General features: G+C 64.1%; 27 protein-coding genes. 2 read left to right on the top strand and 25 right to left on the bottom strand.

The annotated features are described in order from the left end of the window. Window positions 1-136: 136 nt before the first annotated feature. The 13 genes from OCA5_RS07520 to OCA5_RS07460 form a co-directional block, all read right to left on the bottom strand. A complete protein-coding gene (locus OCA5_RS07520) occupies window positions 137-1,723 on the bottom strand; it encodes a Do family serine endopeptidase (protein WP_012563710.1) in 1,587 nt (528 codons plus the stop codon). A 162-nt stretch (window positions 1,724-1,885) separates the two neighbouring features. After that, on the bottom strand, window positions 1,886-2,452 hold the full coding sequence (locus tag OCA5_RS07515; protein WP_012563711.1) for a cytochrome c-type biogenesis protein: 567 nt from the start codon (window positions 2,450-2,452) through the stop codon (window positions 1,886-1,888). An 82-nt stretch (window positions 2,453-2,534) separates the two neighbouring features. Further along, window positions 2,535-4,520, bottom strand: coding sequence for a heme lyase CcmF/NrfE family subunit (locus tag OCA5_RS07510; RefSeq protein ID WP_012563712.1), 1,986 nt, complete (start codon window positions 4,518-4,520; stop codon window positions 2,535-2,537). Beyond that, window positions 4,517-5,011 (bottom strand): cytochrome c maturation protein CcmE, encoded by a 495-nt coding sequence (gene ccmE, locus OCA5_RS07505; RefSeq protein ID WP_013913013.1) that lies wholly within the window; start codon window positions 5,009-5,011, stop codon window positions 4,517-4,519. The genes OCA5_RS07510 and ccmE overlap by 4 nt, the downstream gene beginning before the upstream one ends. 59 nt (window positions 5,012-5,070) lie before the next feature. Then, window positions 5,071-6,171 carry a c-type cytochrome biogenesis protein CcmI gene (ccmI, locus tag OCA5_RS07500; protein ID WP_012563714.1) on the bottom strand — a complete coding sequence of 367 codons (1,101 nt, stop codon included), beginning with the start codon at window positions 6,169-6,171 and terminating at the stop codon, window positions 5,071-5,073. A 110-nt stretch (window positions 6,172-6,281) separates the two neighbouring features. Next, window positions 6,282-7,664 (bottom strand): hypothetical protein, encoded by a 1,383-nt coding sequence (locus OCA5_RS07495; RefSeq protein WP_012563715.1) that lies wholly within the window; start codon window positions 7,662-7,664, stop codon window positions 6,282-6,284. A gap of 128 nt (window positions 7,665-7,792) precedes the next feature. Next, the gene (locus tag OCA5_RS07490) at window positions 7,793-9,175 is read right to left on the bottom strand and encodes a sensor histidine kinase (protein ID WP_012563716.1); all 1,383 of its coding nucleotides are present in this window, start codon (window positions 9,173-9,175) and stop codon (window positions 7,793-7,795) included. Continuing rightward, window positions 9,165-9,839: a response regulator transcription factor gene (locus OCA5_RS07485; RefSeq protein ID WP_012563717.1), complete on the bottom strand. Its 675-nt coding sequence runs from the start codon at window positions 9,837-9,839 to the stop codon at window positions 9,165-9,167. Before OCA5_RS07485 ends, OCA5_RS07490 begins: the two co-directional genes overlap by 11 nt. A 148-nt stretch (window positions 9,840-9,987) precedes the next feature. Continuing rightward, window positions 9,988-10,293 (bottom strand): PilZ domain-containing protein, encoded by a 306-nt coding sequence (locus OCA5_RS07480; RefSeq protein ID WP_012563718.1) that lies wholly within the window; start codon window positions 10,291-10,293, stop codon window positions 9,988-9,990. 158 nt (window positions 10,294-10,451) lie between these two features. Then, entirely contained in the window at window positions 10,452-10,703 is a 252-nt protein-coding gene (locus tag OCA5_RS07475; RefSeq protein WP_012563719.1) for a hypothetical protein, read from the bottom strand. 1 nt (window position 10,704) lies between these two features. Next, window positions 10,705-11,097, bottom strand: coding sequence for a hypothetical protein (locus OCA5_RS07470; protein ID WP_012563720.1), 393 nt, complete (start codon window positions 11,095-11,097; stop codon window positions 10,705-10,707). 19 nt (window positions 11,098-11,116) lie between these two features. Next, window positions 11,117-11,365 (bottom strand): hypothetical protein, encoded by a 249-nt coding sequence (locus OCA5_RS07465; protein ID WP_012563721.1) that lies wholly within the window; start codon window positions 11,363-11,365, stop codon window positions 11,117-11,119. 64 nt (window positions 11,366-11,429) lie between these two features. Continuing rightward, window positions 11,430-11,960, bottom strand: a complete 531-nt coding sequence (locus tag OCA5_RS07460; protein ID WP_012563722.1) for a lysozyme — start codon at window positions 11,958-11,960, stop codon at window positions 11,430-11,432. Window positions 11,961-12,064: 104 nt separating this feature from the next. Here OCA5_RS07460 and OCA5_RS07455 point away from each other — a divergent pair, with 104 nt between their 5' ends. Then, window positions 12,065-12,736 (top strand): acetyltransferase, encoded by a 672-nt coding sequence (locus tag OCA5_RS07455; RefSeq protein WP_013913012.1) that lies wholly within the window; start codon window positions 12,065-12,067, stop codon window positions 12,734-12,736. 40 nt (window positions 12,737-12,776) lie between these two features. On the opposite strand, the gene OCA5_RS07450 is transcribed toward OCA5_RS07455, so the two are convergent. The 12 genes from OCA5_RS07450 to OCA5_RS07395 all read right to left on the bottom strand — a co-directional run bounded on the left by OCA5_RS07450 (window position 12,777) and on the right by OCA5_RS07395 (window position 23,131). Beyond that, complete coding sequence (locus tag OCA5_RS07450) at window positions 12,777-14,246, bottom strand: DUF2793 domain-containing protein (RefSeq protein WP_012563724.1); 1,470 nt, start codon at window positions 14,244-14,246, stop codon at window positions 12,777-12,779. Window positions 14,247-14,252: 6 nt separating this feature from the next. Further along, entirely contained in the window at window positions 14,253-18,122 is a 3,870-nt protein-coding gene (locus tag OCA5_RS07445; protein ID WP_012563725.1) for a baseplate multidomain protein megatron, read from the bottom strand. Beyond that, window positions 18,122-18,565, bottom strand: coding sequence for an NlpC/P60 family protein (locus OCA5_RS07440; protein ID WP_012563726.1), 444 nt, complete (start codon window positions 18,563-18,565; stop codon window positions 18,122-18,124). Before OCA5_RS07440 ends, OCA5_RS07445 begins: the two co-directional genes overlap by 1 nt. Before the next feature lie 8 nt (window positions 18,566-18,573). Beyond that, on the bottom strand, window positions 18,574-19,464 hold the full coding sequence (locus OCA5_RS07435) for a DUF2163 domain-containing protein (protein WP_012563727.1): 891 nt from the start codon (window positions 19,462-19,464) through the stop codon (window positions 18,574-18,576). Continuing rightward, the gene (locus OCA5_RS07430) at window positions 19,461-20,102 is read right to left on the bottom strand and encodes a DUF2460 domain-containing protein (protein WP_012563728.1); all 642 of its coding nucleotides are present in this window, start codon (window positions 20,100-20,102) and stop codon (window positions 19,461-19,463) included. Before OCA5_RS07430 ends, OCA5_RS07435 begins: the two co-directional genes overlap by 4 nt. 116 nt (window positions 20,103-20,218) lie before the next feature. Further along, window positions 20,219-20,809, bottom strand: a complete 591-nt coding sequence (locus OCA5_RS07425; RefSeq protein ID WP_012563729.1) for a phage tail tape measure protein — start codon at window positions 20,807-20,809, stop codon at window positions 20,219-20,221. Continuing rightward, window positions 20,806-21,009 carry a rcc01693 family protein gene (locus OCA5_RS07420; RefSeq protein WP_012563730.1) on the bottom strand — a complete coding sequence of 68 codons (204 nt, stop codon included), beginning with the start codon at window positions 21,007-21,009 and terminating at the stop codon, window positions 20,806-20,808. The genes OCA5_RS07425 and OCA5_RS07420 overlap by 4 nt, the downstream gene beginning before the upstream one ends. Beyond that, window positions 21,006-21,350, bottom strand: a complete 345-nt coding sequence (locus tag OCA5_RS07415) for a gene transfer agent family protein (protein WP_012563731.1) — start codon at window positions 21,348-21,350, stop codon at window positions 21,006-21,008. The genes OCA5_RS07420 and OCA5_RS07415 overlap by 4 nt, the downstream gene beginning before the upstream one ends. A gap of 9 nt (window positions 21,351-21,359) precedes the next feature. After that, entirely contained in the window at window positions 21,360-21,767 is a 408-nt protein-coding gene (locus OCA5_RS07410) for a phage major tail protein, TP901-1 family (protein ID WP_012563732.1), read from the bottom strand. 33 nt (window positions 21,768-21,800) lie between these two features. After that, window positions 21,801-22,211 (bottom strand): DUF3168 domain-containing protein, encoded by a 411-nt coding sequence (locus OCA5_RS07405; RefSeq protein WP_012563733.1) that lies wholly within the window; start codon window positions 22,209-22,211, stop codon window positions 21,801-21,803. 33 nt (window positions 22,212-22,244) lie between these two features. Continuing rightward, complete coding sequence (locus OCA5_RS07400) at window positions 22,245-22,565, bottom strand: phage head closure protein (protein WP_012563734.1); 321 nt, start codon at window positions 22,563-22,565, stop codon at window positions 22,245-22,247. Next, window positions 22,562-23,131, bottom strand: a complete 570-nt coding sequence (locus OCA5_RS07395; RefSeq protein WP_012563735.1) for a head-tail connector protein — start codon at window positions 23,129-23,131, stop codon at window positions 22,562-22,564. Before OCA5_RS07395 ends, OCA5_RS07400 begins: the two co-directional genes overlap by 4 nt. 55 nt (window positions 23,132-23,186) lie before the next feature. Between OCA5_RS07395 and OCA5_RS07390 the strand changes: the two genes are divergently transcribed. Next, window positions 23,187-23,945 carry a S1 family peptidase gene (locus OCA5_RS07390; protein ID WP_012563736.1) on the top strand — a complete coding sequence of 253 codons (759 nt, stop codon included), beginning with the start codon at window positions 23,187-23,189 and terminating at the stop codon, window positions 23,943-23,945. The last annotated feature ends 19 nt before the right edge of the window (window positions 23,946-23,964 follow it).

Below are 23,964 nucleotides of genomic sequence, written 5' to 3'. Positions count from 1 at the left end.
CGACGACCATTTTCTTGCAAGGCATGGAGGCGCCCCGAAAAGCAGATGGGCGGCGAAGCTGGGGAAACCTCACCGCCCACCCTTAAACCTTCCGACGGAGGGGGGGCGTTATCCATCGAAAGGAGCCTCGATCTAGTTAGCCCTTGCCGACCGGCAATGCGACAAAGCGCGAAGCATCGCCGCTGCGGATACGGATCAAGACGCTGTTCTTGTTCTCGTCGCGGGCGGTCGTCAGCGCGCTGCGAATATCGCCCGCAGTTGCCACCGACTTCCCCGCAACCTCGAGAATAACGTCGCCTTCCTTCAGGCCGCGCTCGGCCGATGCTCCGCCCGGATCGACGGAGGTGATGACGACACCTTCCCTGCCCGCGCCCGCAACCGAACGCGCCGGCGCAACGGTAAGGCCGAGGTTAGGCACGTCCGCGCCCTGGCCGGGTCTCTCGCTCCTGCTCTCGGGGTTGAACGATTTCGGCGAGACGTTGTTCGGCAACTCGCCGAGCGTCAGCGTCACGGTCTTCTCGGCGCCCTTGTGCAGCACGCCAAGCTTGATCGAGGCACCCGGTGCGAGACCGCCGATGGTGCGGGCGAGTTCGCGCGCGTCCTTCACCGGCTGATCGTTCACCTTGTTGATGACGTCGCCCGATTCAATGCCGGCCTTCGCCGCCGGACCATTCGCCTGCGGCTCAGCCACCAGCGCGCCTTCCGGCTTCTTCAGGCCGAGGCTATCGGCGATCTCCGGCGTCACCGGCTGAATCTGCACGCCGATCCAGCCGCGGCTGACGCTGCCCTTGTCCTTGAGCTGCGCCACCACGTTCTTCACGGTCGCGGACGGGATCGAGAACGCGATGCCGACGCTGCCGCCGGACGGCGAATAGATCGCGGTGTTGACGCCGATCACCTCGCCCGCGGTGTTGAACGCCGGGCCACCGGAGTTGCCCTTGTTCACCGCGGCGTCGATCTGAATGAAGTCGTCATACGGGCCATTACCGATGTCGCGGCCACGCGCCGAGATGATGCCCGACGTCACAGTGCCACCGAGGCCGAACGGATTGCCGACCGCAAGCACCCAGTCGCCGATGCGCGGCTCGCTATCGGAGAGTTTCGCGAACGGGAAGTCGCTGCCGCCCTCGACCTTGATAAGCGCGAGGTCGGTGCGCTTGTCGGAACCGATCACCTTCGCCTTGTAGGTCTTGCCGTCATCGGTCGTGACTTCGACCTGCTCGGCGCCATCGACGACGTGATTGTTGGTCACGGCATAGCCGTCAGCCGAAATGAAGAAGCCGGAGCCCTGTCCGGTCGTCAGATGACCGCGCCCGCGCGGACCACGGCCGCCCGGGAAGCCATCCGGTCCGCCGAAGCGACGGAAGAAACGCTCCATCGGAGAGCCCGGCGGGAACGGCAGATCGTCCTCGTTGGCCGACTGCTTTTCCTCGATCTTGACGCGCACGGAGATCACCGAGGGTTTCACGCGCTCGACGATGTCGGCAAAGCCGATCGGACGCTCGACCTGGCGCACGTCCTTGTTCACCTGCGCATGAGCGGCGCTGACGAAAGACGGAGGCGCCGACGGCGCGAGCCCATAGGCGGCAGCACCGAGGCCGGCGACGACCGAGGCCATCAGGGCAAACCGGCGCGCGGAGAACAGGCCGCAGCGCGGCGCAGTGGAGGGATTGGAATTGGAAGAAGACGTATCGGCGGGATTGGTCTCTGAAGGATGGGTCATGGGTCACTCCGGGGAAGCAGAATCGGGCAGCGCGGGTGCGCCTTCGGAGTGAAGATGGGGGATGCGCCCTTACGGCGCGCTGTCGGGGGGATTAAGGTTTGGTAATCAACGCCGTTTTCGGCTGCGGACAGATGCCGCAGGGCGCCCGGTGCAGGGCACGGATCAGGTCTTTGCCTGAGAGTCGGGAATGTCCGCCATCAGCTTTTCCAGCCGTGCGGTTTCCTCCGGCGTCAACGCCGTCACGTCTTCGGGGCGGGATGCCCACCGGCGGCGATTGTAGAGCCACAGCCCTAGGCCGCCGCCAATGAGAACGGCCGGCGTGAGCAGCCACAGGATGAGCGTCTGCCCTTCCACCGGCGGCTTCAAGAGAACGAACTCGCCATAGCGCGTGACGAGATAGTCGAGCACCTGTTTGTCGTTGTCGCCGGCCGCGATGCGCTCGCGCACGAGCAGGCGCAGATCGCGTGCGAGCGGTGCTTCGGAATCGTCGATCGACTGGTTCTGGCAGACCATGCAGCGCAATTCGCGCGACAACGCCCGCGCCCGCGATTCCTTGGCGGGATCGCGCATCACTTCATCGGGCTGCACGGCGAAAGCGGCAGACGGCAGGAAGATCGTCACAGCGACGAACAGAATGGCGATCCAGTGAGCCAACGCTCGCGCGACAAACGCAATGCGCCCCCTCGCCCCGCTTGCGGGGAGAGGGTTGGGGTGAGGGGTTTTACGCATGACGACCTCTCCCCAACGGGGAGAGATGAAGGCGGAGGATCGCCCCGCGCAAAAACTTGTCGGCCGAACGCCCACCATCGTCCTACTCCGCAGGCTGCGGAACGCCGAGCTTGGCGCGCGCGGGCTTCGGCGCGCCGACGCGCAGGCGGCGATCGGACAGCGACAGCATGCCGCCGAACGCCATCAGGATCGGACCGAACCAGATCAGCAGCACCAGCGGCTTGTAGTAGATCCGCGCGGTGATCGAGCCATCGGCCTCCGCCGCGCCGAGCGAGATATAGAGCTGGCTCGCGCCACGCGTCAGCAGCGCCGCCTCGCTCGTCGCCATGCCGCGGGTTGAGAAATTGCGCTTCGAGGGCGTCATGGTGCCGACCACGCGGTCATCGCTGCGGATAGTGAACGCTGCGATATCCTCGCGATAGTTCGGACCCTGCTGCGCTCTCAAACCGTTGAACGTCACGCTGTAGGCGCCGAGCTGCGCGGTGTCGTTCGGGCGCATCGTTGCGATGTGCTCGATGTTCCATGTCGACTCGCAGACGATGCCGATCAGCGCGATGCCAAGGCCCGCATGCGCGAACGCCGTGCCCCACGCGGAACGCGGCAGGCCCTTGGCGCGGTGCCATGAGGTGTTGAACGACGCCTGAAACAGCTTCACGCGCTCCGCGATGTCGACGATCGCGCCGAGCACCACGAACACCGCAAGCCCGATCGCGAACGGCGCGAGCGCAGCCCCGCCGCTCTGCCATGCCCAGACGATGGCAATGGTCACAAGAGAAACGACGCCCGCCATCATCAGACGCTGCATCGCGCCCGGAAGATCGCCGCGCTTCCAGGCGAGCAATGGGCCGAACGGCACGGCGACAAGAAGCGGCACGAACAGCGGCGCAAAGGTGAGATTGAAGAACGGCGCGCCGACGGAAATCTTGGCGCCGGTCAACACCTCGAGCGCCAGCGGATACAGTGTTCCGACGAACACGGTGGCGCAGGCCGTCGTCAGCAACAGATTGTTGAGGACGAGCGCGCCTTCACGCGAGATCGGCGCGAACAGCCCGCCCTGCTTCAGCGAGGCCGCGCGCCACGCATAGAACGTCAGGCTGCCGCCGATGAAGACGCAAAGGATAATGAGGATGAAGACGCCGCGGGTGGGATCGGTCGCAAACGCATGGACCGAGGTGAGCACGCCCGAGCGCACGAGAAATGTGCCGAGGAGCGACAGCGAGAAGGTGAGGATCGCAAGCAGCACGGTCCAGATTTTCAGCGCCTCGCGCTTTTCCATCACCACCGCGGAGTGCAGCAGCGCGGTGCCGGCGAGCCACGGCATCAGGGACGCGTTCTCGACCGGGTCCCAGAACCACCAGCCGCCCCAGCCAAGTTCGTAATAGGCCCAGTAGGAGCCCATCGCGATACCGAGGGTGAGGAAGATCCACGCCATCAGCGTCCACGGCCGCACCCAGCGCGCCCAGGCGGCATCGATGCGACCCTCGATCAGGGCGGCGATAGCGAAGGAAAAAGAAATCGAAAACCCGACATAGCCGAGATAAAGCATCGGCGGATGCAGCGCGAGGCCGGGGTCCTGCAGCACGGGATTGAGGTCGCGGCCCTCGATCGGCGGACGTGCGATCCGCAGGAACGGATTCGAGGTCAGCAGGATGAAAAGATAGAACGCGGTCGCGATCCATCCCTGCACCGCGAGCACATGCGCGCGCAGCGAGGGCGGCAGGTTGACGCCGAACAGTGCGACCATCGCGCCGAACAACGCGAGGATGAACACCCACAAAAGCATCGAGCCTTCATGATTTCCCCAGACGCCGGTGATCTTGTAGATCAGCGGCTTCAGCGAGTGCGAATTCTCGTAGACGTTGGCGACGGAGAAATCCGACAGAACATGCAGCGAGATCAGCGCAACGAACGAGATCAGCACGAACGCGAACTGTGCGAGCGCGGTGGAGCGCGACACGTTCATCAGCGCAGGATCGTTGATGCGGGCGCCGATCAGCGGCACCACCGACTGGATCAGTGCAAGGGCGAGCGCCAGCACCAGCGCATAATGGCCGCCTTCGACGATCATCTCACCGTCCCGGGCGTATCGGCGGCAGAGGTTTTGCCGTAGTCACCCTTCTTGAGATAGTCGTCCTTCCAGTGGCCGTCCTTCTTCAGTTCGTCGGCCACCGCCTTCGGCATGTAGGTCTCGTCGTGCTTGGCGAGCACGGTGTCGGCATGGAAGATGCCACTCGTATCGAGCGCGCCTTCGGAGATCACGCCCTGCCCCTCGCGAAACAGATCCGGCAGGATGCCCTGATAGGCCACCGGCACCTTTGCGTTGCCGTCGGTCACTTCGAAACGGACCTTCAATTGATCGCCGCGAACGAGTGAGCCCTGCTCGACCAGGCCACCGAGGCGGAAGCGCGTGCCGGGGGCGATCTGCTGCTCGGCGATCTTGCCCGGCGTCGTGAAGAACATGATGGAACTGCGCATGGCGTTGAGGACCAGCGCGGCGGCGATTCCCAGCACGGCGAGCGCGCCTGCAATCATCGTCAGCCGCCGTTGTTTGCGCGTCATAGCTTCCTTCACCCACAACGTCCGCCCAAGGTCCTAAACCCTTCCGGCGGCGCTGTTTTTTACCCGTCTAACCCCAGCCCCTTCAGGCCGTCATTGAGCTGGCGCAAATGTTCCGGCGTGCCGGTCAGCGCCTGCCGCGCCTCCTCGCGTGCCGCCTGCGCCTTGTCCTTGTCGCCGAGCACCATATAGGCCCGGACCAGCCGCAGCCATCCTTCGACGTCATCCTTGTTCGTTTTGAGACGGCCCGCGAGGCGTTCCACCATGCCCTCGATCAGGGCTTTCTGGTCGCCCGCGGCCATTCCCTGCACAGCCGCCATCTGCTCGTTGGACAAGGCCGGAGCCCGGGGGCCGGAAACCCGCGCCAACGCTTCCTGCACGAGCGGACGCCATGTCGCATCGGCCGGAGCCTTGGCCAGCATGTCGCGCCAGATATCGGCGGCCTTGGCGCCCTGCCCGTCCTGTTCCAGCGCAAGCCCGGTGAAATACCGTGCCTTCGCCTCGTTCGGATCGAGCGCGAGCGCGCGGTCAAACTCGGCCTTGGCCTCCGCCGTCACCACGCCGTTGGCCACCGCCGTCATCGCCTCGCCGAGATCGGAATGGCGGCCGGCGGTCTCGCCGTTATAGGTGAGCGAATTGCGATAAGCCTGCACGGCCTCGTTGAAGCGGCCGAGCTTGAACAGCACCGGCGCCAGCACATTCCAGCCGCGACCATCTGTCGGGTTCTTTTCCAGAATGCCCTGAACCTGCGCCACGAGACTCTCGAGCGAGGCGTTCTGCGGGGTCTGTTTACGGGCGGCGAGCGGAAAATCGGGAAGCGAGGGCGAGCCGACCTGCAGATAAAGGCCGATCGCGAGCAACGGCACGCCGATCAGCGCCACGATCGAGACGGCGCGGCGCGAGAAGCGACTCGCCGTCGGTGCCGCCTGCGCCGCGTGATCCGTTGCGGCGAGCAGACGGCGGCTGATTTCAACCCGCGCGGCTTCCGCCTCGACCGGGCCGATCAATCCGGCCTCCGCGTCGCGCGTCACCTCAGCAAGCTGATCCTGATAAACAACGGCCTCGCTTGCCTGCGGGGCGCGGCTGACACGCCGCCCGAGGGGCCATAGCACCGCGAAGACCGCCGCAGCCGTCATCAACGCGAGCAAGAACCAGAGCGACATTGCAGCTTCCAGACGCAGCGGGAAAACCCGCGAAACTTCAAGACGCGGCGGGGTTACACCATGCGCGGGCTGGCTTGCAAATAACTATTTCGCGGAAACCTTGCGACAGATCAGGTCGCGCGGGACTTTTTGCGCTCACCGGACTTGGCGACCTCGACCGCCTTGTTCATCAGCGAGGCATAATCCGGCCCGAACATCACTTCGCAGAAGCGGATCGCGGCCTGCGCCTGCGCGTAACGGAACGGCCGCGTCCGGGCGTCGCTGGCACGCAGCGTCTCCACCAGCGCTTCCGTCGCCTTCTCGATATATTGCTGCAGATCGCTGTAGGTGCGCCGCGTCACCTCGTTGATCGCAAGCTCGCCCGCATAGTTGCGGCATGTAGCGACGAAATCGATGAAAGCCGCGGTTTCCGTGACTTCCATCTCGTCGACGCGGCTGTTCGCGGTGATGTCCTTGTCCGGCCGCTGACGCAGCAGACGGCGGACACGGCCCGGCACGCTGCCGATTTCCGACTGCAACGCGTTGGAGATTTCGGCACGCATCGACGACAGTTGGCGGCCCCAGGTCGAATCCGAGCGAATATCGAGTTCGGTGCGCAATCCACGCAAACCGTCGTGCAGCACCTTCATGATGTTGGCGGTGTCGTCGAACTTGCCGCGGCGTACGTCGTTGCGCAGTTCCCCGACAAGACGGGAGAGATCGTGGATCGCCATGGTGACGGCCATGCCGTACGGCGTACCAGCAACGCGCACCTCGTCATCGGACGCCGCAACAGAAATGGCGAGCCGGATGATCTGCCAGGGTGACATCAGCCGCTGCATCACGATCGACAATGCGAACGGCAGCGCCTGTGGCGTTTGCAGGGAGGGAATGTTCATCGCCGCGGTGACGGCAGAGATATGCGTCTCGGTGAAGGCGCGGATCTGGCCCGGCAGGCGTGCACCGAAGATCTCGAGGGACTCGCGAACCCTGAGGACTGCGCCGATCGCCGGAATGTCCTCCACGGCGGCAGGCGTCCCGATCCGGTTGAAACCACGACGGTCGGTGCCGTTCGCGGCCGCCTCGATCGCCTGTGCGGCAGCCAATTGCACCTGACGAACCACCCGGCCGACCTCGGCGGCGCTCAACTGCGGGTTCTTCAACTCCGCTTCATAGGTGCGGACGGCATCCTGCGCACCCTCACGCGACAGCCACATCCAGACCGGCATCAGCGACGAGCGGCGGACCTGCCCCGGCCGCACCGCGCCCGAGCCTTCGATCAGAAACGGCTCGACCGGCTCGAACATCAGCCGTGCGGGGTCATCGGTGCGGGGCGTCGCATCATCGGAAGCGCGCACGATCTTGCGCAGTTCGGCGAGAACGATATTGGCAATCGCAGCGTCGGCTCCGCCATTCTCGATGGCGCGTTCGAACTCCCGCATCAACAGCGCCTGCGATTTGGGCGGGAGCTGTGCGAGAAACTCTCTCAGGCGATCGAGTGACGAGGGGCCCATAAATAAACACTGCCAGCCGCGAATGCGGACGGTTCTCTCGCCTGAGCTAACCCGAACGTCGTTAATATCGCGTTAGGAATGGGCCGGCCGACGCCCCTTGAGGCGAGGTTCGTCAAGGCGTTAGCCGCTCAGGAAACCGCCGGCAGGGTTAGTTCAGCCCGGAGCCCACCGATGGGAGCGTCATCGAGCTTTAAGCTCCCCCCGTAAAGCCCTGCCAGATCGACAACAATCGCGAGCCCGAGGCCCGAGCCGGGCTTCGATTCATCGAGTCGCTGGCCACGCCGGGCCGCCTGCCCCCGCTCGGTCGCCGACAGGCCCCGGCCATCGTCGTCGACGACGATTTTCAGCATCGGATTGAGTTCGCCGGGCTGCGGCGGAACGACCGAGACGGCAATCCGCACCTTGTGGGTCGCCCATTTGCAGGCGTTGTCGACGAGGTTGCCGACCATCTCCTCGAGGTCCTGCCGCTCACCGCGAAATTTTGCGCCCTCCGGCGCCTCCCAGTCGAGCACGATGCCGCGGTCGCGGTGGATTTTCTCCATGGTCCGCACCAGAGCGTCCAACACCGGCTCGATGTCGGTGACGGTCGCAACAACCGTCAGGCGCGCCGCGATCCGCGCCCGTTCCAGATGATGGGCGACCTGATTGCGCATGATCGCCCCCTGCTCCAGGATTTTGCCTGCGAACGGGTCGGCGTGGCGGGTGTTGGCTTCGTTGATGATGACCGACAGCGGCGTCTTCAGCGCATGCGCAAGATTGCCGACATGGGTGCGGGCCCGCTCGACGATGGCGCGGTTGGCATCGAGCAGCGCGTTGGTCTCGCGCGCGAGCGGCGCGATCTCGACGGGGAAACGGCCCTCAAGCCGCTCGGCCTTGCCGGAGCGGATATCGGCGAGTGAATTGGAAATGCGTTTCAGCGGAGCAAGGCCGAAACGCACCTGAAACAGCGTCGTCAGCAGAAGAACGACGGTGAGCGCCACGAACGTGCTGCCGAGATACCAATCAAACAGCCGCGTTTCGGCAAAAATCTCGCCGGCATCGCCCGCGACGGTGACAAGATAAGTGCCCTCGCTGCCGAGATCGATCGGCCGCTCCACCACGCGCAGGTTCTGGTCCTCCGGACCCTTCACATAGCCGAGCCGGACACCCAAGGGAGACAAGGGAATTTTCTCGTCGAGTTGCGGCAGCGTCGCATCCCACAGCGAACGCGACGCGCGTGCATCCTGCTTCGAGGGATCGACGCTTTCGATCTGCCAGTACCAACCCGACAGCGGCAACTCAAACAGCGGCTCGCCGAGCGCGGGGATGCTCTTCTCGGGATTCTTTTGATCGTCGGGCGAACCGACTTCTGCGATCAGCGTCCGCAGATAAAGATTGAGTCGGCGATCGAAGGCGCGCTCGACCGAGTGCTTATAAAGGGAGGACAGCGCAAAGCCGGTAACGGTGAGAATGAGGACGACCCACACCGTCGCCGACAGGAACAGGCGTGTGGCGAGCGAATTAGCGCGCATCGGGTGACGGCGGCGCCAGCAGATAGCCGAGGCCGCGCACGGTCTGGATGATTTCGACGCCAAGTTTCTTGCGGATGCGGCCGACAAACACTTCGATGGTGTTCGAGTCGCGGTCGAAATCCTGATCGTAAAGATGTTCGACGAGCTCGGTGCGGGACACCACGCGGCCGGCATGATGCATGAGATACGCCAGCAGCCGGTACTCGTGCGACGTCATCTTGATCGGATTGCCATCGACCGTGACGCGGCCGGTGCGCGTGTCGAGCACGACGGAGCCGCAGGTCAGTTCGCTTTGGGCATGGCCGGTCGAGCGGCGCAGCAGCGCGCGAATCCGCGCCAGCACTTCTTCGAGGTGGAAAGGCTTTGCGACGTAATCGTCGGCACCGGCATCGAAGCCCTGCACCTTGTCGCTCCAGCGGTCGCGCGCCGTCAGAATGAGGACGGGCATGATCCGCTTGTTGCGCCGCCAGGATTCCAGCACCGAGATTCCGTCCATCTTCGGCAACCCGATGTCGAGCACGACCGCATCATAAGGCTCGTTGTCGCCGAGGAAATGGCCTTCCTCGCCATCGAACGCGCGGTCGACGACATAGCCCGCATCGCTCAAGGCCGTGGTGAGCTGGCGGTTGAGATCGGGATCATCTTCGACAACGAGAAGGCGCAAGGCAGGCTCCAACATCCTGAACTGATGCGCTCAAGATGAACCGCGCACGGGTGAATGGCAAATGAATGTCGAGCGCCCGGCAAGGCCGGCCAACCTTACATTTCGGTCAGGATCGTCACCCTGGCCGAGAAGCCGCCAGGCCGCTCGCTCAGATCGCGTGACTGCTCGCCTTGGACGAGGCGCGCTCGTTGGACTTGATGAAATGGACGCCCATCTGGCTGCCGTTGATCCACGCAAGGCGGCAGCGGCGGAAGGCCACTCCGGTCGAGGACAGCATCAGGAAAAATTCGTCGAGGACGAGACCACCGAGAGAATCCTGAAACTGAAGCAGCGCTCCGTCCTCGGAAACGTCGAGGATTTCACAAGCCCGGTACCAGGAGCCGTCGATCGCGATGATCTTCATCGCAAAACCTTTGCCGAACTGGATCCGGCTGCTTTTACGCTTCTGCTCCATCTCAAATTACCAACAATCATCGCAATGGTTGATCGTTAGAAAAGAACTTTAAATAATCACTTAAGCTATTCCTTACGCTGGCGGTTTTGCCTCTCACAGCGGCGTGATGCCTCAGAGAAGGTAGTATTAGGATACTTCTTCCTTGAAGACGATATGCCTCATGTCGTAGTCGAACCGTCATCCGGCGGCAGCGGCGTCAAGAACTCATCAGTCGCGGCGTTGATGCGCGCAAGCACCGCATCGATCTCCTCCGGCGTCGCGTTCGTGCCCTGCAGGAGGCCGGCAATCGCCTGCACATAAGGCAGAGACGACACAACGCCGCGCTCGATCGCAGGCGCGGCTTTCACGATGGCTGTCACGATCGCTTCCGCGATCGCGATGCCGGCTTCGATCTCAGCGATAGTCACCATGTCAGTTCGCTCCCGATGCAAGAACAGCCTGAACGTCGGCAAGCGCCGTCTGCGCCGCCGCAACGAAATTGGAGATGTCGAGCGTCGGATACGCCCGCTGGAATGCGACGAGATTGTTCACCGCGATCCGCGCTCGCCGCATCGCAGCCTGCAGGTTCACGATCACCGAGCGTCTGGCGCAGATGTTGGTGGCGCTCGGCCTCGTGCCGGTCTTGCACAACGGCAGCGCCTTGTAGGTATTGGCCGCGTTGACCGCGATGCCATAGGCATTCTCGATGCCGTAGACGGTGTTGAGCGCCACCGCATTCGAGATATTGAGCATCGGCGGTGTGGTCTGACAGCCGGCCAGCATGAGGCCAGCCATCATCATCGCTGCGATATAAATTTTTCTCATGAAACCTCCTTTCGAGTGATTACTTTTCGACCGGCGGCTGCGGCTTGATGAGGCCGCCGAGACCATCGCGGACAATGTTGACGATCAGCTTCAGGCCCTGCAGTGCGGCGATAACCGCGGTCGTATAGGCCGGATTGATCCATGATCCCGAGCAGTCAAAAATGCCGCCCGGCGTTTGCGCGCAACCGGACACCAGCAAGGCAGCCGTGCCGGCGGCAAGGAGCAGCGAGGCAATATTCGCCGCGTTGTGAAAAGCGTTGCTGTTCACGTCAGTTCTCCAGTCGGTGATGTGAGGATTTGCGCGAAGCCGTCCGCAGCGGACGACGAATGGGTCATGCATGCGCGAGCGCCAGCGCGCCCTTGACGTCGCCGGCGAACATCAGCCCTTCCGCTTTGCGGCGGCGCGTCAGCCCGGCCAATACTCTGCCGCCTGCCCTGTTCCACTTCGCAAGCTCGATTGGCACGGCTTTCTTGTTTCCGGCGTTAAGTTTCTTCCAGAGAGTCGCAGTGGCCGGCCCGCCCGTATTGAAAGCCCACGACACCAACGCATCGAACTCATGTTGCGCGAGTTCGATTTTACAAAGCCGCTGTACGTACCGCTCGAACGTGATCATGTCGCCCGCGAGCGCGGCATCGCACTCAGCCTGCGTCCAGACGGCATCGCGCGTAAAATGCGGCAGATGATGATTGGTGTGGCCCCAGCCGATGGTGAGAATGCCCGCCCTGTCCCGATATGGTCGGAAACATCCCGGCCTGCCCTTGATCCTTGCCATACAGCTCTCGAACGCCTTCACAAGCTCGAGGCCGCTTTCGCTGATCTTTGCAGGCACGACGACGCGCACCGCCGGGGCAGCGTGAAGCATTGGATTTCCTCTATTGGATACGGCTATTTTTCGGATAGAACGGGAGCCGCGGATCAATGAGCGATCGCGCACTGTTCGTATCGCGCATGCAGGAATCGGCCTTGATGAAAACGACCTACGGCATCATCGGATGCGGCGGCTTCGGGCGCGAAGTCGCGCCCCTGGTTCAGCTCGAGCGGTCGCGCGACTGCACGGAGAACGGCAGCAGAGTTGTTTTCGTCACCGAAGGCCAACCCTCCGATCCGACAGTCAACGGTGTACCTGTCATATCACTGGATCAGTTTCTGAACCTCGGCGACAATCGACGCTTCACGATTGCCATCGCCGACTCGCACGCACGAGAACGCCTTGCCAACACCTGTTTGGTGGCGGGTGCGGAATCATTCAGCGTGACCGCGCCCACGGTCCGGGATCTGGGTAACAACAAGATCGGCGAAGGGGCGATCTTGTGCGACTTCTCCATGCTCACATCCAACGCAACGATCGGAAAATTCGTTCATCTGAATATCTATTCTTACATCGCGCACGATTGCGTAGTCGGCGATTACGTCACCTTCGCGCCCGGCGTGAAATGCAACGGACACGTGATCATTGAAGATCATGCCTATATCGGCACCGGCGTCGTTATCAGGCACGGCAGCCCAAAACCTATCAGGATCGGCAAAGGCGCTATCGTTGGCATGGGCGCGGTGATCACAAAAGATGTCGAGCCCTACACCCTCGTCGTCGGAAATCCGGCCAAGATCGTTAGAAAACTTGAGCAGCCGGTTTCTTAGGTGCACTAAGCGCAGGAAGGCTCGTCAGAATCAAACCTCATCACAGATACTGCCCTCCGCTTGCCGTACTCCCGGCGGTTGAACCCGGGAAGAAATTAGGGCCGGCGCCGCCCGTGTAAATCACGCCATTGATGAGGACGATATAACGAGCACCTGTCGCTCCTCCCGAGAAAGACGTCCCGGACCAATCGGCGACTGAACATCCCGATGCTTGTGCGAATGTCGTAAATGCCGGTGTGCCGGTCAGCGTTACGACAATGCCGCTGACGAACATGCTGGATGTGGACGTCGCAACGGAGTGCTGTATCGCTCCACCCGTTATTGTGTAGCCGGAGATCGCCCTTATGAAAGCTCCGGGCGCACCCGTGAAGCAGTGAGCATTCGCAGCAGCCCCGAAGACAAGACTCCCGATGAGGATTGTTCCGGCTGCACGGTGGGAGATGCCGTTGCCGGCAGCGGCCGTCTGAAGCTTCAAATTCTTGATGGTGAGAGGACCAGGCAGCGGCGCCGCGGTCGCAATTGCATCGGCATTCGTGGTCGAAAGCAGCACGCTCGCCGGCGTCGATGCGTTGCCTTGAATCTTGACGGAGCCGCCGCCGGTCCAGGGCTGAGAGACAGCCAAAACGCTCGTGCCGCTTGGCGGCGCATAGGTGCCATCGGCAACCTGGACCGTGACCGTAAACCCGCCAAGATCGAGCGTCGCCGCGATCACATCGTACGCTCTCTGGATCGTCTTGAATGCACCACCCGCTGTGTTACTGAATCCGGCATTACTGTCATTGCCATCCGTGCGGACATAATAGGTGCGATCGGCGGTGAGCATCTCACGCGCACCACCGGAGGGAAACAAGACACGCCCCGTCGTGCGATCGAACTTCAGCGCGTCACGCCACAAGGTGCCGTCCGCACTCACCTTGAGATGAAAGTCATCGTCACCCGTCAAGCCAAATTCGGCACGGCCGGAAAAGGCATTGGCGAACACCACCGATGCCGTATTCTCCGCCGCCTCCTTGGAGAGCTGCAGCCGCACATCACCCGTGCCGTCGTCATCCGCGTCGATCGCATGAAACAGCACGTCGTCGGAGCGGACGGTGAGCAAGTTCGTCTCGGCAGCAGCCGTGTTGATGCCGAGATGCGTCAGGTTGTCGGGCGAAAACGGTGTCCCGCCCGCAGCCGATACCGGCATCCAGGTGCTACCGTCGAACACCAGCATCGCATTATCGGCGACGGACCACACGCACCACCCAGCTTTCGGCGCAAGAAAGCGCCACGCATTGGTCTCCCACGTTGCCACCGCATGGCCCTGCCCGACCCATGCACCGCTGGCACCGCTTGCCACGACATAACGCTCACCATCGGCGGGTGCTAACGGTGGCGTCGTCCGTGCAGTATCCTGCACCGAGATCTGGATTGCATCGTCGAGGATCCGAAGAGCCTCATTATGGGTGATGTGCTTCTGCGCCTGGCCGCCCTCGATGAACGGCAGGCCAAGATTGGCTGTCTCTGTCATGTGACCTCAAAGCGCAAAGGTGGATTGCGCGGGAAAGCCGCGCCCAACCGTGGAGGAAAGCTGAAACACGCGAATGGTGAGGTTTGTCTGCGCCACGCCGAAATCGACGATCTCGTCCGCCGAGACATATGTCGCAGCAGACGCGCTCACCGAAAGCGTACGCTTCACGGTGCTGTCCGAAAGTATCTCCACGTCATAAGCCTCGACATCTTCGCCGAGCGGCACTTCGATGCCCCAAGCGTCGCCGTCCTTCCGCGTCCGCCTGATCCAGGTGATTGAAATATCGCCTGCATCGTTTCGGACGGCGCGCAGATGCACCGGCGCAAGTGGCATCAGCGCGACAGACTGCGGCACCAGCGTCATTGCCATGGCGGAGGGATCGTCGTGGCTGCGGCCGGTCGCGACGATGCGCAGATCGCTTGCGCGGTCCAGTGCGCCGATGCCGCGCGCGATCTCGATCAGATGCTCGTCGAGTAGCACGAACGGCGCACCCACAGGCAACGGCGCAGCTATCGCATGTTCGCTGCCGCCCTGCCCACGCAGCAGGCGACTCAAACGATAGGTCCGTTCCTCGACCAGTTCTGCGTGCGCGAACTGGATCACCTCCCATGCGCCGCTTGGCGTCATCACCGCCGCGGCGTTGGCACCATTGAGCACGTTCGCATCCGCAGCCGAGGTCAGCGCATCGCCGTAAAGCCGCACGCGCATCGTCCCGCCGCGATCCCAGCATGCTGTCGGCCCCGCAGGCAGCGGGTCGAGCGTCTCGCCCATCACCGAAGGCGCAAACGTCGTCGCTGCGCGTTCGAAACTCAAACCGTCGGCGGAGCGCCACACCGTAACCGAGCCCGGCCACGGGCTGGCGAATACCGCAAGCCGGGTCAGTACTGGCGGCTCGGAGGCGTCCAACATCGGCAGATCGAGCGCCAATGCCTGCACCGGCCCGAGCGCCGGCGGGATCACCGGTATGCTCGCGCGCGGCAACGGCAGCGGCACCGCGAAAATGTCGGGATCGATGCTGCGCGCGGTGAGTTGGCGCTGCTCGGTATCGACGAGTTCGTTGATCTCATAAAGCGTGCGGCGGCCCTTGAGCGTGACGCCGATCACATCGCCCGGCGTTAGCGCAAGCTGCGCCTGCCCCAGCGCGAAGGTGGCGCTTTCACGTCCTGCCCACAGATCCTGCAGATGAATGTTGGCGCGCCGCGTCGCGGCTGCGTCATCGGTGACGACCGCAAGATCCGCATGCAACGTGCGGCGCGCGCCGCCGACAAGCCGCCGCGAGGTGGCAGCCGCGCGGCGGTAATCGACCGACGCATCGGTGTAACCGAATCTCACCTCGCGCGGCAGCTCGGTTTCCTGCGCGCGCGTCAATTGCGCCAGCGCCTCTTTACCAGAATCGACGAGATGATCTTCTGAAAGCTCAGCCACCGGCGCGCCGCCACGCGGCACGAACACGAGATCGCTTCCCACTGCCGTCGCATCAAAAGCGTAAGCGGCGGCCAGCGGCTCGATCATCGCGCGCGGCGTCATCGGCCGGTCCACCACATAGCCATCGAAGCTCTCGCGCAGCGGCGACGCATCGACGCCCTCGACACCGGCATCGCGCAATAGCGCGGCGACCGTCGCATCGAGCGGCGCGCCGCCGAGCCGGCCGGTCAGCCAATGCCCGGTCTGCCAGTTCGCGGCATCGTCCCAGACGTCGCGCGCGAGCGGAAAGATCGGATAAGGCCGCGCATCCCAGGTCCACAGGTGGATGCCGGAGACATCGACCATCCGTCCGCCATAAACAGGCGACAGCGGATTATGCGCCTCGTCGCCGCCGAAGGCCGGATCGAACGCGCCGAGCACCGCTTCCAGCATTCGGCGCTGGATCAGGTCATCGCGCTGGCCGTTGGAGAAATACGGCACGTTGCCGTCGGACGACTTCGCATCGGGAAACACGCTCGGCTGGTTCGCGCCTTTGTCGACCGCCGGGCAGCCGATCTCGGTCAGCCAGATCGGCTTGCTTGCGGGAGTCCACGTCGTTGCGGCGGGCAACTCATTGCCATCGACGCGCTCGTGATGCGCGCTCCCCCACCAGCTCCAGATATCTTTCGCGCGGAAGATCCACGGCTTGCCGAGGCCATCGGTAATGGGGCTGCGCACCTGCGCTGCGCGCGCAGCGGCGTCGGCGTAAAACCAGTCGTAAGCTTCGCCGCTCGTGAGGCGGCCGCGTAAGTAGTCACGCTGATAGATCGAGGGCGTCTCCGCCGCATCGAGATGCCCGGCCTCGTCGCGCCAGTCGGAGAGCGGCGCATAATAATCGATGCCGACCGCGTCGATCGCAGACGAGGCCCACAGCGGATCGAGCGGAAAGCGTACTTCGGACGCGTTCGGCGACACCACGTCCGCACCGTATTCGGTCCAGTCCGCGGCGTAAGTCACGGTCGTTGCCGCGCCGAGGATCGCCTTGACGTCGGCCGCAAGCGTTACGAGCGCTGTGACGGCCGGATAGACACCCTCGCCGGAACGTACGCGCGTCAGCGCCTTCATCTCCGAGCCGATCAGGAACGCATCGACCCCGCCGCTGGCTGCCGCAAGCGATGCGTAATGCAGGATCATCCGGCGATAATTCCAGCCGCTCGCGCCACCGCCGGAGAAGAACGCCGCGACCTGCGCCGCTGCATCACTCGTTCCCTGCGGTGAACCGCTCTGCCCCGGTGCGGGGTTGCAGGTGATGCGCCCGCGCCAGGGATAAGCCGGCTGCGAGACCGCACCGCTCCACGGGTCCGGCAGCGCGTTACCGGGCGCAATGTCCATCATCAGGAACGGATAGAGCGTCACCTTCAGGCCGCGTGCCTTCAGCTCCGTGATGAGATGCTTCACGCTATCGTCGGACGGCGTGCCCCCATAGGACGGCACACCATCGATGCGCGATACGAGATATGCGGCAGGCCGCGTCACGCCCGCAACCGACCAGGTGCCGCCCGACGTTACCTTGATCGCGTTATCGACGCCGGGTCGCACGATACAGTTTCCCGCGCGCAGATCGCTGCCGAACCACGCCACCACGATGGCGACACGTTCGAGGTTCGGGCATGTCGCCTGCAACTCGTCGAGCGAGGCCATCACATCCGATGGCGCTGTCGCAACATGGCGATTCTCCGGCGCGGATTGGCCGGGACCGAGCACGCGCACCACGGGCGACGTCTCGTAGCCGAACTCCGTCGAGCCTGGAATGAGCGTCACCGCGCGCGTCATCTGCTCCAGCGCGCCGACCGGCCGCACGATCTCGAACGACAATTGCGGAATGCGGTTGCCGAAATTCGCAAGCGGCAGCCGCTCGAACAGGACATAAGCGAGACCGCGATAAGCCGGCGCATTGCCTGCGCCCTCCTTCGCGACAATCAGATCATCGGGCAATTGATTTTCGCCGCCACGATGCACGCGCAACGTCAGCGTCGAGGTATCGAGCAGTTCGCCATCAGCCCAGATGCGGCCGATGTTGCCGATCTCGCCTTCGCACAGACCGACGGCGAAGTTCGCAAAATAGGAATAGGTCGTCGTGGTCGTGGTGACGGTCGCGCCACCGAGGCCGCCTTTGCCGCCCGATGACTGCGTGCTGGTGGACACCACCTCCTCGAGCCGTGTCGCCCAGATCACCTGTCCCGACAGACGCGCGCGGCCATAGAGGCGCGCGATCGGCGCGCCTTCAGTCGAGGCCATCACGTCGAGATCGGCAAGCCGCGGCCCGGTGACGCTCCGCGCGGTCGAGCCGAACATCGCGCGGTCGATCATGTTGCCCGCGAGCGCGCCGGCAATGCGCCCGGCAATCGCGCCCGCCGGGCCGAACACGGCACCGGCCGCGCCACCCGCGACAGAGAGAACGAGAGCCGCCATCAGTCGCACACTCCCGGAAAGCGAAATGCATAGGCCAAGCGCCGCACCCACCATGGCGACAACGCCACCTCGCACACCGCCGCGCCGTCATGCGCATGGATCATCGTGCCATCGCCGCTTGCGATGGCGACATGCTTGGCAACGAACCCCTCGCGCCAGCGAAACAGCAGCACATCGCCTGCACCGATTTCGTGCAAGGCGGTCCTCACGAGATGACGCGCAGCCGCCTGCGCCAGCGTCTCCTCGCCATGCGCCTCAGCCCAATCGGGTGCATACGGCGGCGGCAGCTCCGGCTCCGCACCAATGCAGTTGCGCCAGACACCGCGCACGAGGCCGAGGCAATCGCATCCCACGCCCTTGCACGAGGCCTGGTGGCGATAGCGCGTGCCGATCCAGCTTCGCGCCTCGCTGACAATCGCGGCGCGAGTTAAAGGTGTTGTCATGGTGTGTCTCAGGAGGCGAGCGAGCCGCCGTCGTTGTTGCCGGCGGCATGCGCGCCGGCGATGACGAAGTCGTTGCCCGGAATGTGCGGGAAACCACGAAAATTGACGCTGTTGAAAAAGCGGTCGCGACAGGTCTCGAACCGCTTGTCGCAGCCCGCCGTCACAGTGAAGGCATCGCCGACGCCGATCGGCTCGCTCGCTGCTTGCCATAGCGTGAACTGTGTCTCGCCGTTGACGATACGATGTTCCTTCACCTCGACCGAAAGGTTCAGGTTTGCACCGCTCACCCATGTCAGGCGCCCCGCCGCAAAGAAGCCTTCGGTAAATCCGTCAAGGCCAGTCACCGCGATCGCCGATGCGCCAAGTAGCCGCGTAACGTTGCCATTGCCGCGCAAACCTTCCGTTTCAAGATCGACCTTGCAGCGCGCATCGCCCAAATCTGCTCCGCAGCGCGCGGTATAAAGCTGCCCGCTTTCCTGCGAGAGCTTGTCGGCGAGACCACGCAGTTCGGCGCGAAACGCTTCACCCTCGCGCTTCACTTCGCCGAGCGTCGCGCGCGACAGCAGAACGCTCAGCGCGACGTCGCTCCAGTCCACGAGCCAGGTATCGACCTGCGCGGCGTCGAAGCGCCCGGCCGCAAGATCGGCCTCGGTCAGCGCCTCCGCCGCGAGCGCACCGGAAATCTCCGCGCCATCGATCGACAGATCGAACCGATGGGATGCCTCGGAGGCGCCGAAGCCGGTCCCGGCGCGGCAGATAACGCCTTCGACAACGAGGTCTGCGTCGTGATCGGTAAAACCCTGCACCACGCCATCGCGACGGGTGAGAATCCAGCAGCGCGCCAGCGTGGTGACGCCACTGTCCAGTTTGGCCTGCAGCGCAGGCGGAATGATTCTCATGGCTTGATCTCGATCAGCGGGATTTTCGGGATCGCGCCGGCCGTGAACGCCGACAGATCGACCTCGAGATAATCGGTGTCGAAACGCACCGGCACATCGAACAGGAAGCCAGCGGTGACCGCCGCACCTTCCGTCGGGATATGCCCCGGCACGAACGTCACCACCCCACGCGTCGCATCAACGGTGAAGGCACTTGCTTCAACCTCAACACCGCCGACCGCAACGCGTACGCTACCCGGCACCGGCTTCTCGATCGGCCGCGCATAAGGCGCGTAGCTCGCGCCGTAAATCTTCACCAACTGAAAATCCGTCGCTACGCCGTCACCCGCGCCCAATAACTGATCGAGCGGAGCCGGTGCAGCACTGCCGGATGCAGACGAATGGTCCAGCCGATCGCGCCAGCGAAAGCCATAGAGTTGGCCGCGCCGCTCCTCGAAAAAAGCAACCACCTCACGCAGCGCATCGAGCGTCTTCACGCCATAACCGGCATCGTAACGTCGCCGCGAATGCGCCCAGCGCGCGTTGCGCTGCTCGCGCCCGGAGCCGAACGCGACGATCTCGGTGCGCCGCTCCGGCCCGCCCGCACCTCGCAGCGCGACGTCGAGCGGAAACAGAACTTCGTGAAAGCTGGTGGGCATATCGATGTCCGACTGGAATGGCGAGACGGCTCACCATTCAATGTGTCATTGAGAGGAGTACCCGGATCGACGCAAAGCGTCGTCCGGGCACAGGCTCCGCAACGAAGCAATGACGGCTACAAACTGCGCTGGCCGCGCGCCACCGCGCGCGCGATCTGGCCGGTGATGTAACTCTCCGAGCGGCGGAAGCTGCCGGGATCGGGTGTCGCGATCTGCACGGTGATGTTGTTGACGCCACCACCTGCGCCGGCGACGCCAAGCCGCCCATCCGGCCCGCGCCGAAGCGGCATGATCGCCTCCGGTCCCGCTTCACCGGCAAGACCGACACCACCCTGCATCAGCGGAAAGTATGTCGGCGTGCCGATCACGCCACCGGCCGCAAACGGCTTTACCGCACCCGTTGCCGCAGTGACTGCGGCGTTCGTAGCAGTGCCGGCGCCGGTCAACCCCGACAGCAGGCTTTCGATGCCGCCCGCGATCGAATTTTGCAACGGCTTCAAGGCGAGGTTGAGCGACAGGTTCGACAGCCGCAGCGCCAGCGACTTCAAGACATCGTCGAACTGCCGGCCGCCTGTGACCGAGACCGCAAATGCGCTCGTCATCGCCCGCGAGAACGCGTTGGCGGAGTGCTCAAGATCGCGCACCCGCAGCGTCAGACCATCGGCCCTCTGCTCGGCGTCGTCGAGACTGTTGAATGTATCGCTCACGATAGTGTCCTCTCGCGATCCGGAAATCGCTTCATCAGCTCATCGAGCGCGGCACGCCCGATCGGCTCGTTCAGCGGTCCGCGCACGGCGCGGATTGCCGCCGCCAACTCGCGCGGCGTCATCGCCCAGAATTGTGCAGGCGGCAGATGCAAGACGCCGAACCCGAAACCCATCGCCTCCGTCCAGGGAAACGGCTTCACGATTTGGCCTCATGCGACGGAGCCGCGGCGTTGCCGTCATCGAATGTCGCAGCGATCAGCGCCGCCGCGATGCGCACATAGCCGGCCGCCCCGCCCTCGACCCGTAGCGCCGCAACCTCGTCGTCGGTGAGGGTTTCGCCTGCACCGCGCAGGCCAGCCGCGATGATCCGGATCAGGTCGCGCGCCGACAGCCGTCCCGTGCCGAAGCGCTCAGCCAGCGCCATCAGGTCGTCGGCGCCAAACGCGCTTTCGAGTTCAGCGAGCGCACCGAGCGTGAGCACCAGCGTATGCTGCCGGCCGCCGAGTTCGGCGACGATCTCTCCACGATAATGATTGGGCACGATGCTCTCCTAGAGCGCGGTGAAGCTGAGCGCACCGGCGGACTCCAGCCCGAGGTCGAACGTCACCTCGCCATTGTGCTCGCCGGAAAACTCCAGGCTGGAGATCTGGAACGGCCCCTCGACGGTACCGAAATCCGGCACCACTACCTGACACGATGCAATCGCGCCATTGAAGAACACCTGCCGCACCAGCGCATCGGAAGCCGCGTCCTTGAACAGGCCGCGTCCGGAAATCGAGGCGCGCTTCACGCCCGCGCCTTCCAAGAGTTCACGCCAGCGATCGGCCGATTCCGCATGCGTCACGTCCACCGTCTCGGCGTTGAACGCAATCCTGCGGCTGCGCAGCCCCGCCACCGTGACGAAAGCGGAGCCGTCGTTCATCTTCAACAGAAGGTCCTTGCCCTTTTGCGCGCCCATGTCGTCTCCTTGAATAAGAATGTCTCGCCGCGCTCAGGCGGACGGCTCCGTCACCGCGCGAAAGCGCACCAGTGCGTGATAAGTCCGCCCGTCGCGCTCGCGACGAATGTCGGCAACGGAAAAACGGAAATTGACGAGCCGGTGCCCGCCGAGCGGCAGCGGCGCATCGTCGAGCGCCTGCAACAGCGCACCCGCGATGGTATGCGCCTCGCGATGACCGCCCTGACGCGACCAGGCATGCAGCGTGAGCTGATGCTCCTGCGTCGTGCCGCCATCGCCGGAGAGATCGGACAGCCGCGCCTCGCCCAGCGTCACATAGGGAAAGGCAACATTGCGCGGCGGCTCGTCATAGACATGGCTGCCGCCGAGCACGGCGGCGAGCCCGCTATCGCTGCGCAACGCCGCATGAACGGCCGCACGCAGCGCGACACTGGCTGAGGTCATGATGATCTTTCGGATTGAGAATTGGTGGATGCCTCACTCGACGCGAAGCTCAGCATCGAGCTCGATAAAGCCGCGTTCGCGCGCATCGCGGATCGCGGTGATGCGATAGATCTTGCCGCCGTCGACCAGGCGATGCTGAAGCGTCAAACTGAAATTCGCCCGCAGCATTATTGTAAAAGCCTGCGTCGCACCGGCGGAATCCGCATCCATCTCGTAGCGCGAACCGCGCGGCACCACCTTCGCCCACGCATTACCAAAACTCTCCCAGGTGCGGACCACGCCGCCCTGATCGTCAGCGGTCTCGATCGGCCGCTGCAGCACCAGCCGCGTTCTCAACTGTCCCGGATCGATCATAGCGACAGCACCCGATGGGAGGCGATCAGTGCGTTGACGCTCGGCGGCATCACCGCGACGCTGGAGCCGATCGTGATCAGCCCGCGATTGTCGTACCAGTGCGCGAGCAGCATCCGCAGCGCCTGCATCAGCGCGGGCGGCACATCGCTACCCGCCGCACCGAAGCCGACCGTGACATCCATCTCGATCCTGGCCGTCGCCCGCCCCGGCTGCGGCAGCGACACAGCGCGCATCGCGATGATGCCGCACGCTGCATCGAGCACGAAATTCTCCGGGTCAACGGCATGCGCCACATCCGTCTCGTCATAGACACGCGCCGCCATCACCGCGCGAAGTGGCGCAAGCTTCAGCTTCATGCGTCCGTCGGCGGGCCAGCAATCGCGCACCAGCCGCCAGGTCTGTGTCAGCATCGCGCAGCCGCTCATCGCCTCAATGTGACTGCGCGCCGCCGCGATCAGGCTTGCGATCACCGCGTCATCATCGTCGGTCTCGACCCGCAGATAGGCTTTGGCGTCGGAGAGCGACAGCGGCTCGCTCTCCGGCGGCGTCAGAAGAATGGCGGCCATCTCTCACTTCTCTTTCAGTTGACAAAATGCGCGCGTGCAGGCTCAAGCTGCGTCCATGACGCCGCTTCGCCTCATCTGCTCACTCATTGCGTGGTTCACACTCGCGCAGCCCGCGCTCGCCATCACCGGCAGCCGCTCGGCGCCAAGCGATGCGGTCGCACGCGCGCTCGTCACCGTGATCGGGCCGAACGGCGTAGTCTGCACCGGAACCATGATCGCGCCCGCGGTTCTGCTCACCGCCGGACATTGCGCGACATCGCAGGCCGCGCTGCGGATCGTCGATTACGCCGCGACGCCGCCGCGCCTGATCACGCCGCGAAAAATTCTCATTCATCCGCGCTACAACGCGCAGGACATGGCCGCGCATCGCGTGACCGTCGATCTCGCGCTGGTGCAACTGCCTGCACCGATGCCGGGCAAGGCGCCGCTCGCGCTCGGCACGCCGCGGCTGCCGGTGGTGACAGGAGCGCCCTACACGATCGCGGGCATCGGCTCGAGTTCGCCGAGCGGAAGCGACGTCGGCACCGCACGCGCGGCACCTCTTGTTGCAACCGGCAAGCCCGGCACGCTGCAGATCCGCCTCACCGATCCCTCAACGCAGAACAAGCGCCCCGGCATGGGCGGCTGCACCGGCGATTCCGGCGGGCCGATGCTCGAAATGCAGGACGGCCGCAGCGTCATCGCGGGCGTGGTCAGCTGGTCCACCGGGCCGAACTTCACGAACGGCTGCGGCGGCCTCACCGGCGTCACACCGCTCACATTATATAGAGATTGGCTCGTGCAGGCAGCGCGCAGCCTCGGCGCGGCGCTTTAAGCACGGCCGCACCTATCAG

The sequence above is a fragment of the Afipia carboxidovorans OM5 genome (assembly GCF_000218565.1).
Lineage (GTDB): Bacteria > Pseudomonadota > Alphaproteobacteria > Rhizobiales > Xanthobacteraceae > Afipia > Afipia carboxidovorans.
Note: the sequence above shows the minus strand (reverse complement) of the source record. Positions and strands in the feature narration are given on the sequence as shown.

What these genes read in the sequence shown, in the direction of transcription:
- OCA5_RS07520 (WP_012563710.1), bottom strand. Translation starts at nt 1,723, where the DNA reads ATGACCCATCCTTCAGAGACCAATCCCGCCGATACGTCTTCTTCCAAT.
- OCA5_RS07515 (WP_012563711.1), bottom strand. Translation starts at nt 2,452, where the DNA reads ATGCGTAAAACCCCTCACCCCAACCCTCTCCCCGCAAGCGGGGCGAGG.
- OCA5_RS07510 (WP_012563712.1), bottom strand. Translation starts at nt 4,520, where the DNA reads ATGATCGTCGAAGGCGGCCATTATGCGCTGGTGCTGGCGCTCGCCCTT.
- ccmE (WP_013913013.1), bottom strand. Translation starts at nt 5,011, where the DNA reads ATGACGCGCAAACAACGGCGGCTGACGATGATTGCAGGCGCGCTCGCC.
- ccmI (WP_012563714.1), bottom strand. Translation starts at nt 6,171, where the DNA reads ATGTCGCTCTGGTTCTTGCTCGCGTTGATGACGGCTGCGGCGGTCTTC.
- OCA5_RS07495 (WP_012563715.1), bottom strand. Translation starts at nt 7,664, where the DNA reads ATGGGCCCCTCGTCACTCGATCGCCTGAGAGAGTTTCTCGCACAGCTC.
- OCA5_RS07490 (WP_012563716.1), bottom strand. Translation starts at nt 9,175, where the DNA reads ATGCGCGCTAATTCGCTCGCCACACGCCTGTTCCTGTCGGCGACGGTG.
- OCA5_RS07480 (WP_012563718.1), bottom strand. Translation starts at nt 10,293, where the DNA reads ATGGAGCAGAAGCGTAAAAGCAGCCGGATCCAGTTCGGCAAAGGTTTT.
- OCA5_RS07475 (WP_012563719.1), bottom strand. Translation starts at nt 10,703, where the DNA reads ATGGTGACTATCGCTGAGATCGAAGCCGGCATCGCGATCGCGGAAGCG.
- OCA5_RS07470 (WP_012563720.1), bottom strand. Translation starts at nt 11,097, where the DNA reads ATGAGAAAAATTTATATCGCAGCGATGATGATGGCTGGCCTCATGCTG.
- OCA5_RS07460 (WP_012563722.1), bottom strand. Translation starts at nt 11,960, where the DNA reads ATGCTTCACGCTGCCCCGGCGGTGCGCGTCGTCGTGCCTGCAAAGATC.
- OCA5_RS07455 (WP_013913012.1), top strand. Translation starts at nt 12,065, where the DNA reads ATGAAAACGACCTACGGCATCATCGGATGCGGCGGCTTCGGGCGCGAA.
- OCA5_RS07450 (WP_012563724.1), bottom strand. Translation starts at nt 14,246, where the DNA reads ATGACAGAGACAGCCAATCTTGGCCTGCCGTTCATCGAGGGCGGCCAG.
- OCA5_RS07445 (WP_012563725.1), bottom strand. Translation starts at nt 18,122, where the DNA reads ATGGCGGCTCTCGTTCTCTCTGTCGCGGGTGGCGCGGCCGGTGCCGTG.
- OCA5_RS07440 (WP_012563726.1), bottom strand. Translation starts at nt 18,565, where the DNA reads ATGACAACACCTTTAACTCGCGCCGCGATTGTCAGCGAGGCGCGAAGC.
- OCA5_RS07435 (WP_012563727.1), bottom strand. Translation starts at nt 19,464, where the DNA reads ATGAGAATCATTCCGCCTGCGCTGCAGGCCAAACTGGACAGTGGCGTC.
- OCA5_RS07430 (WP_012563728.1), bottom strand. Translation starts at nt 20,102, where the DNA reads ATGCCCACCAGCTTTCACGAAGTTCTGTTTCCGCTCGACGTCGCGCTG.
- OCA5_RS07410 (WP_012563732.1), bottom strand. Translation starts at nt 21,767, where the DNA reads ATGGGCGCGCAAAAGGGCAAGGACCTTCTGTTGAAGATGAACGACGGC.
- OCA5_RS07405 (WP_012563733.1), bottom strand. Translation starts at nt 22,211, where the DNA reads ATGACCTCAGCCAGTGTCGCGCTGCGTGCGGCCGTTCATGCGGCGTTG.
- OCA5_RS07400 (WP_012563734.1), bottom strand. Translation starts at nt 22,565, where the DNA reads ATGATCGATCCGGGACAGTTGAGAACGCGGCTGGTGCTGCAGCGGCCG.
- OCA5_RS07395 (WP_012563735.1), bottom strand. Translation starts at nt 23,131, where the DNA reads ATGGCCGCCATTCTTCTGACGCCGCCGGAGAGCGAGCCGCTGTCGCTC.
- OCA5_RS07390 (WP_012563736.1), top strand. Translation starts at nt 23,187, where the DNA reads ATGACGCCGCTTCGCCTCATCTGCTCACTCATTGCGTGGTTCACACTC.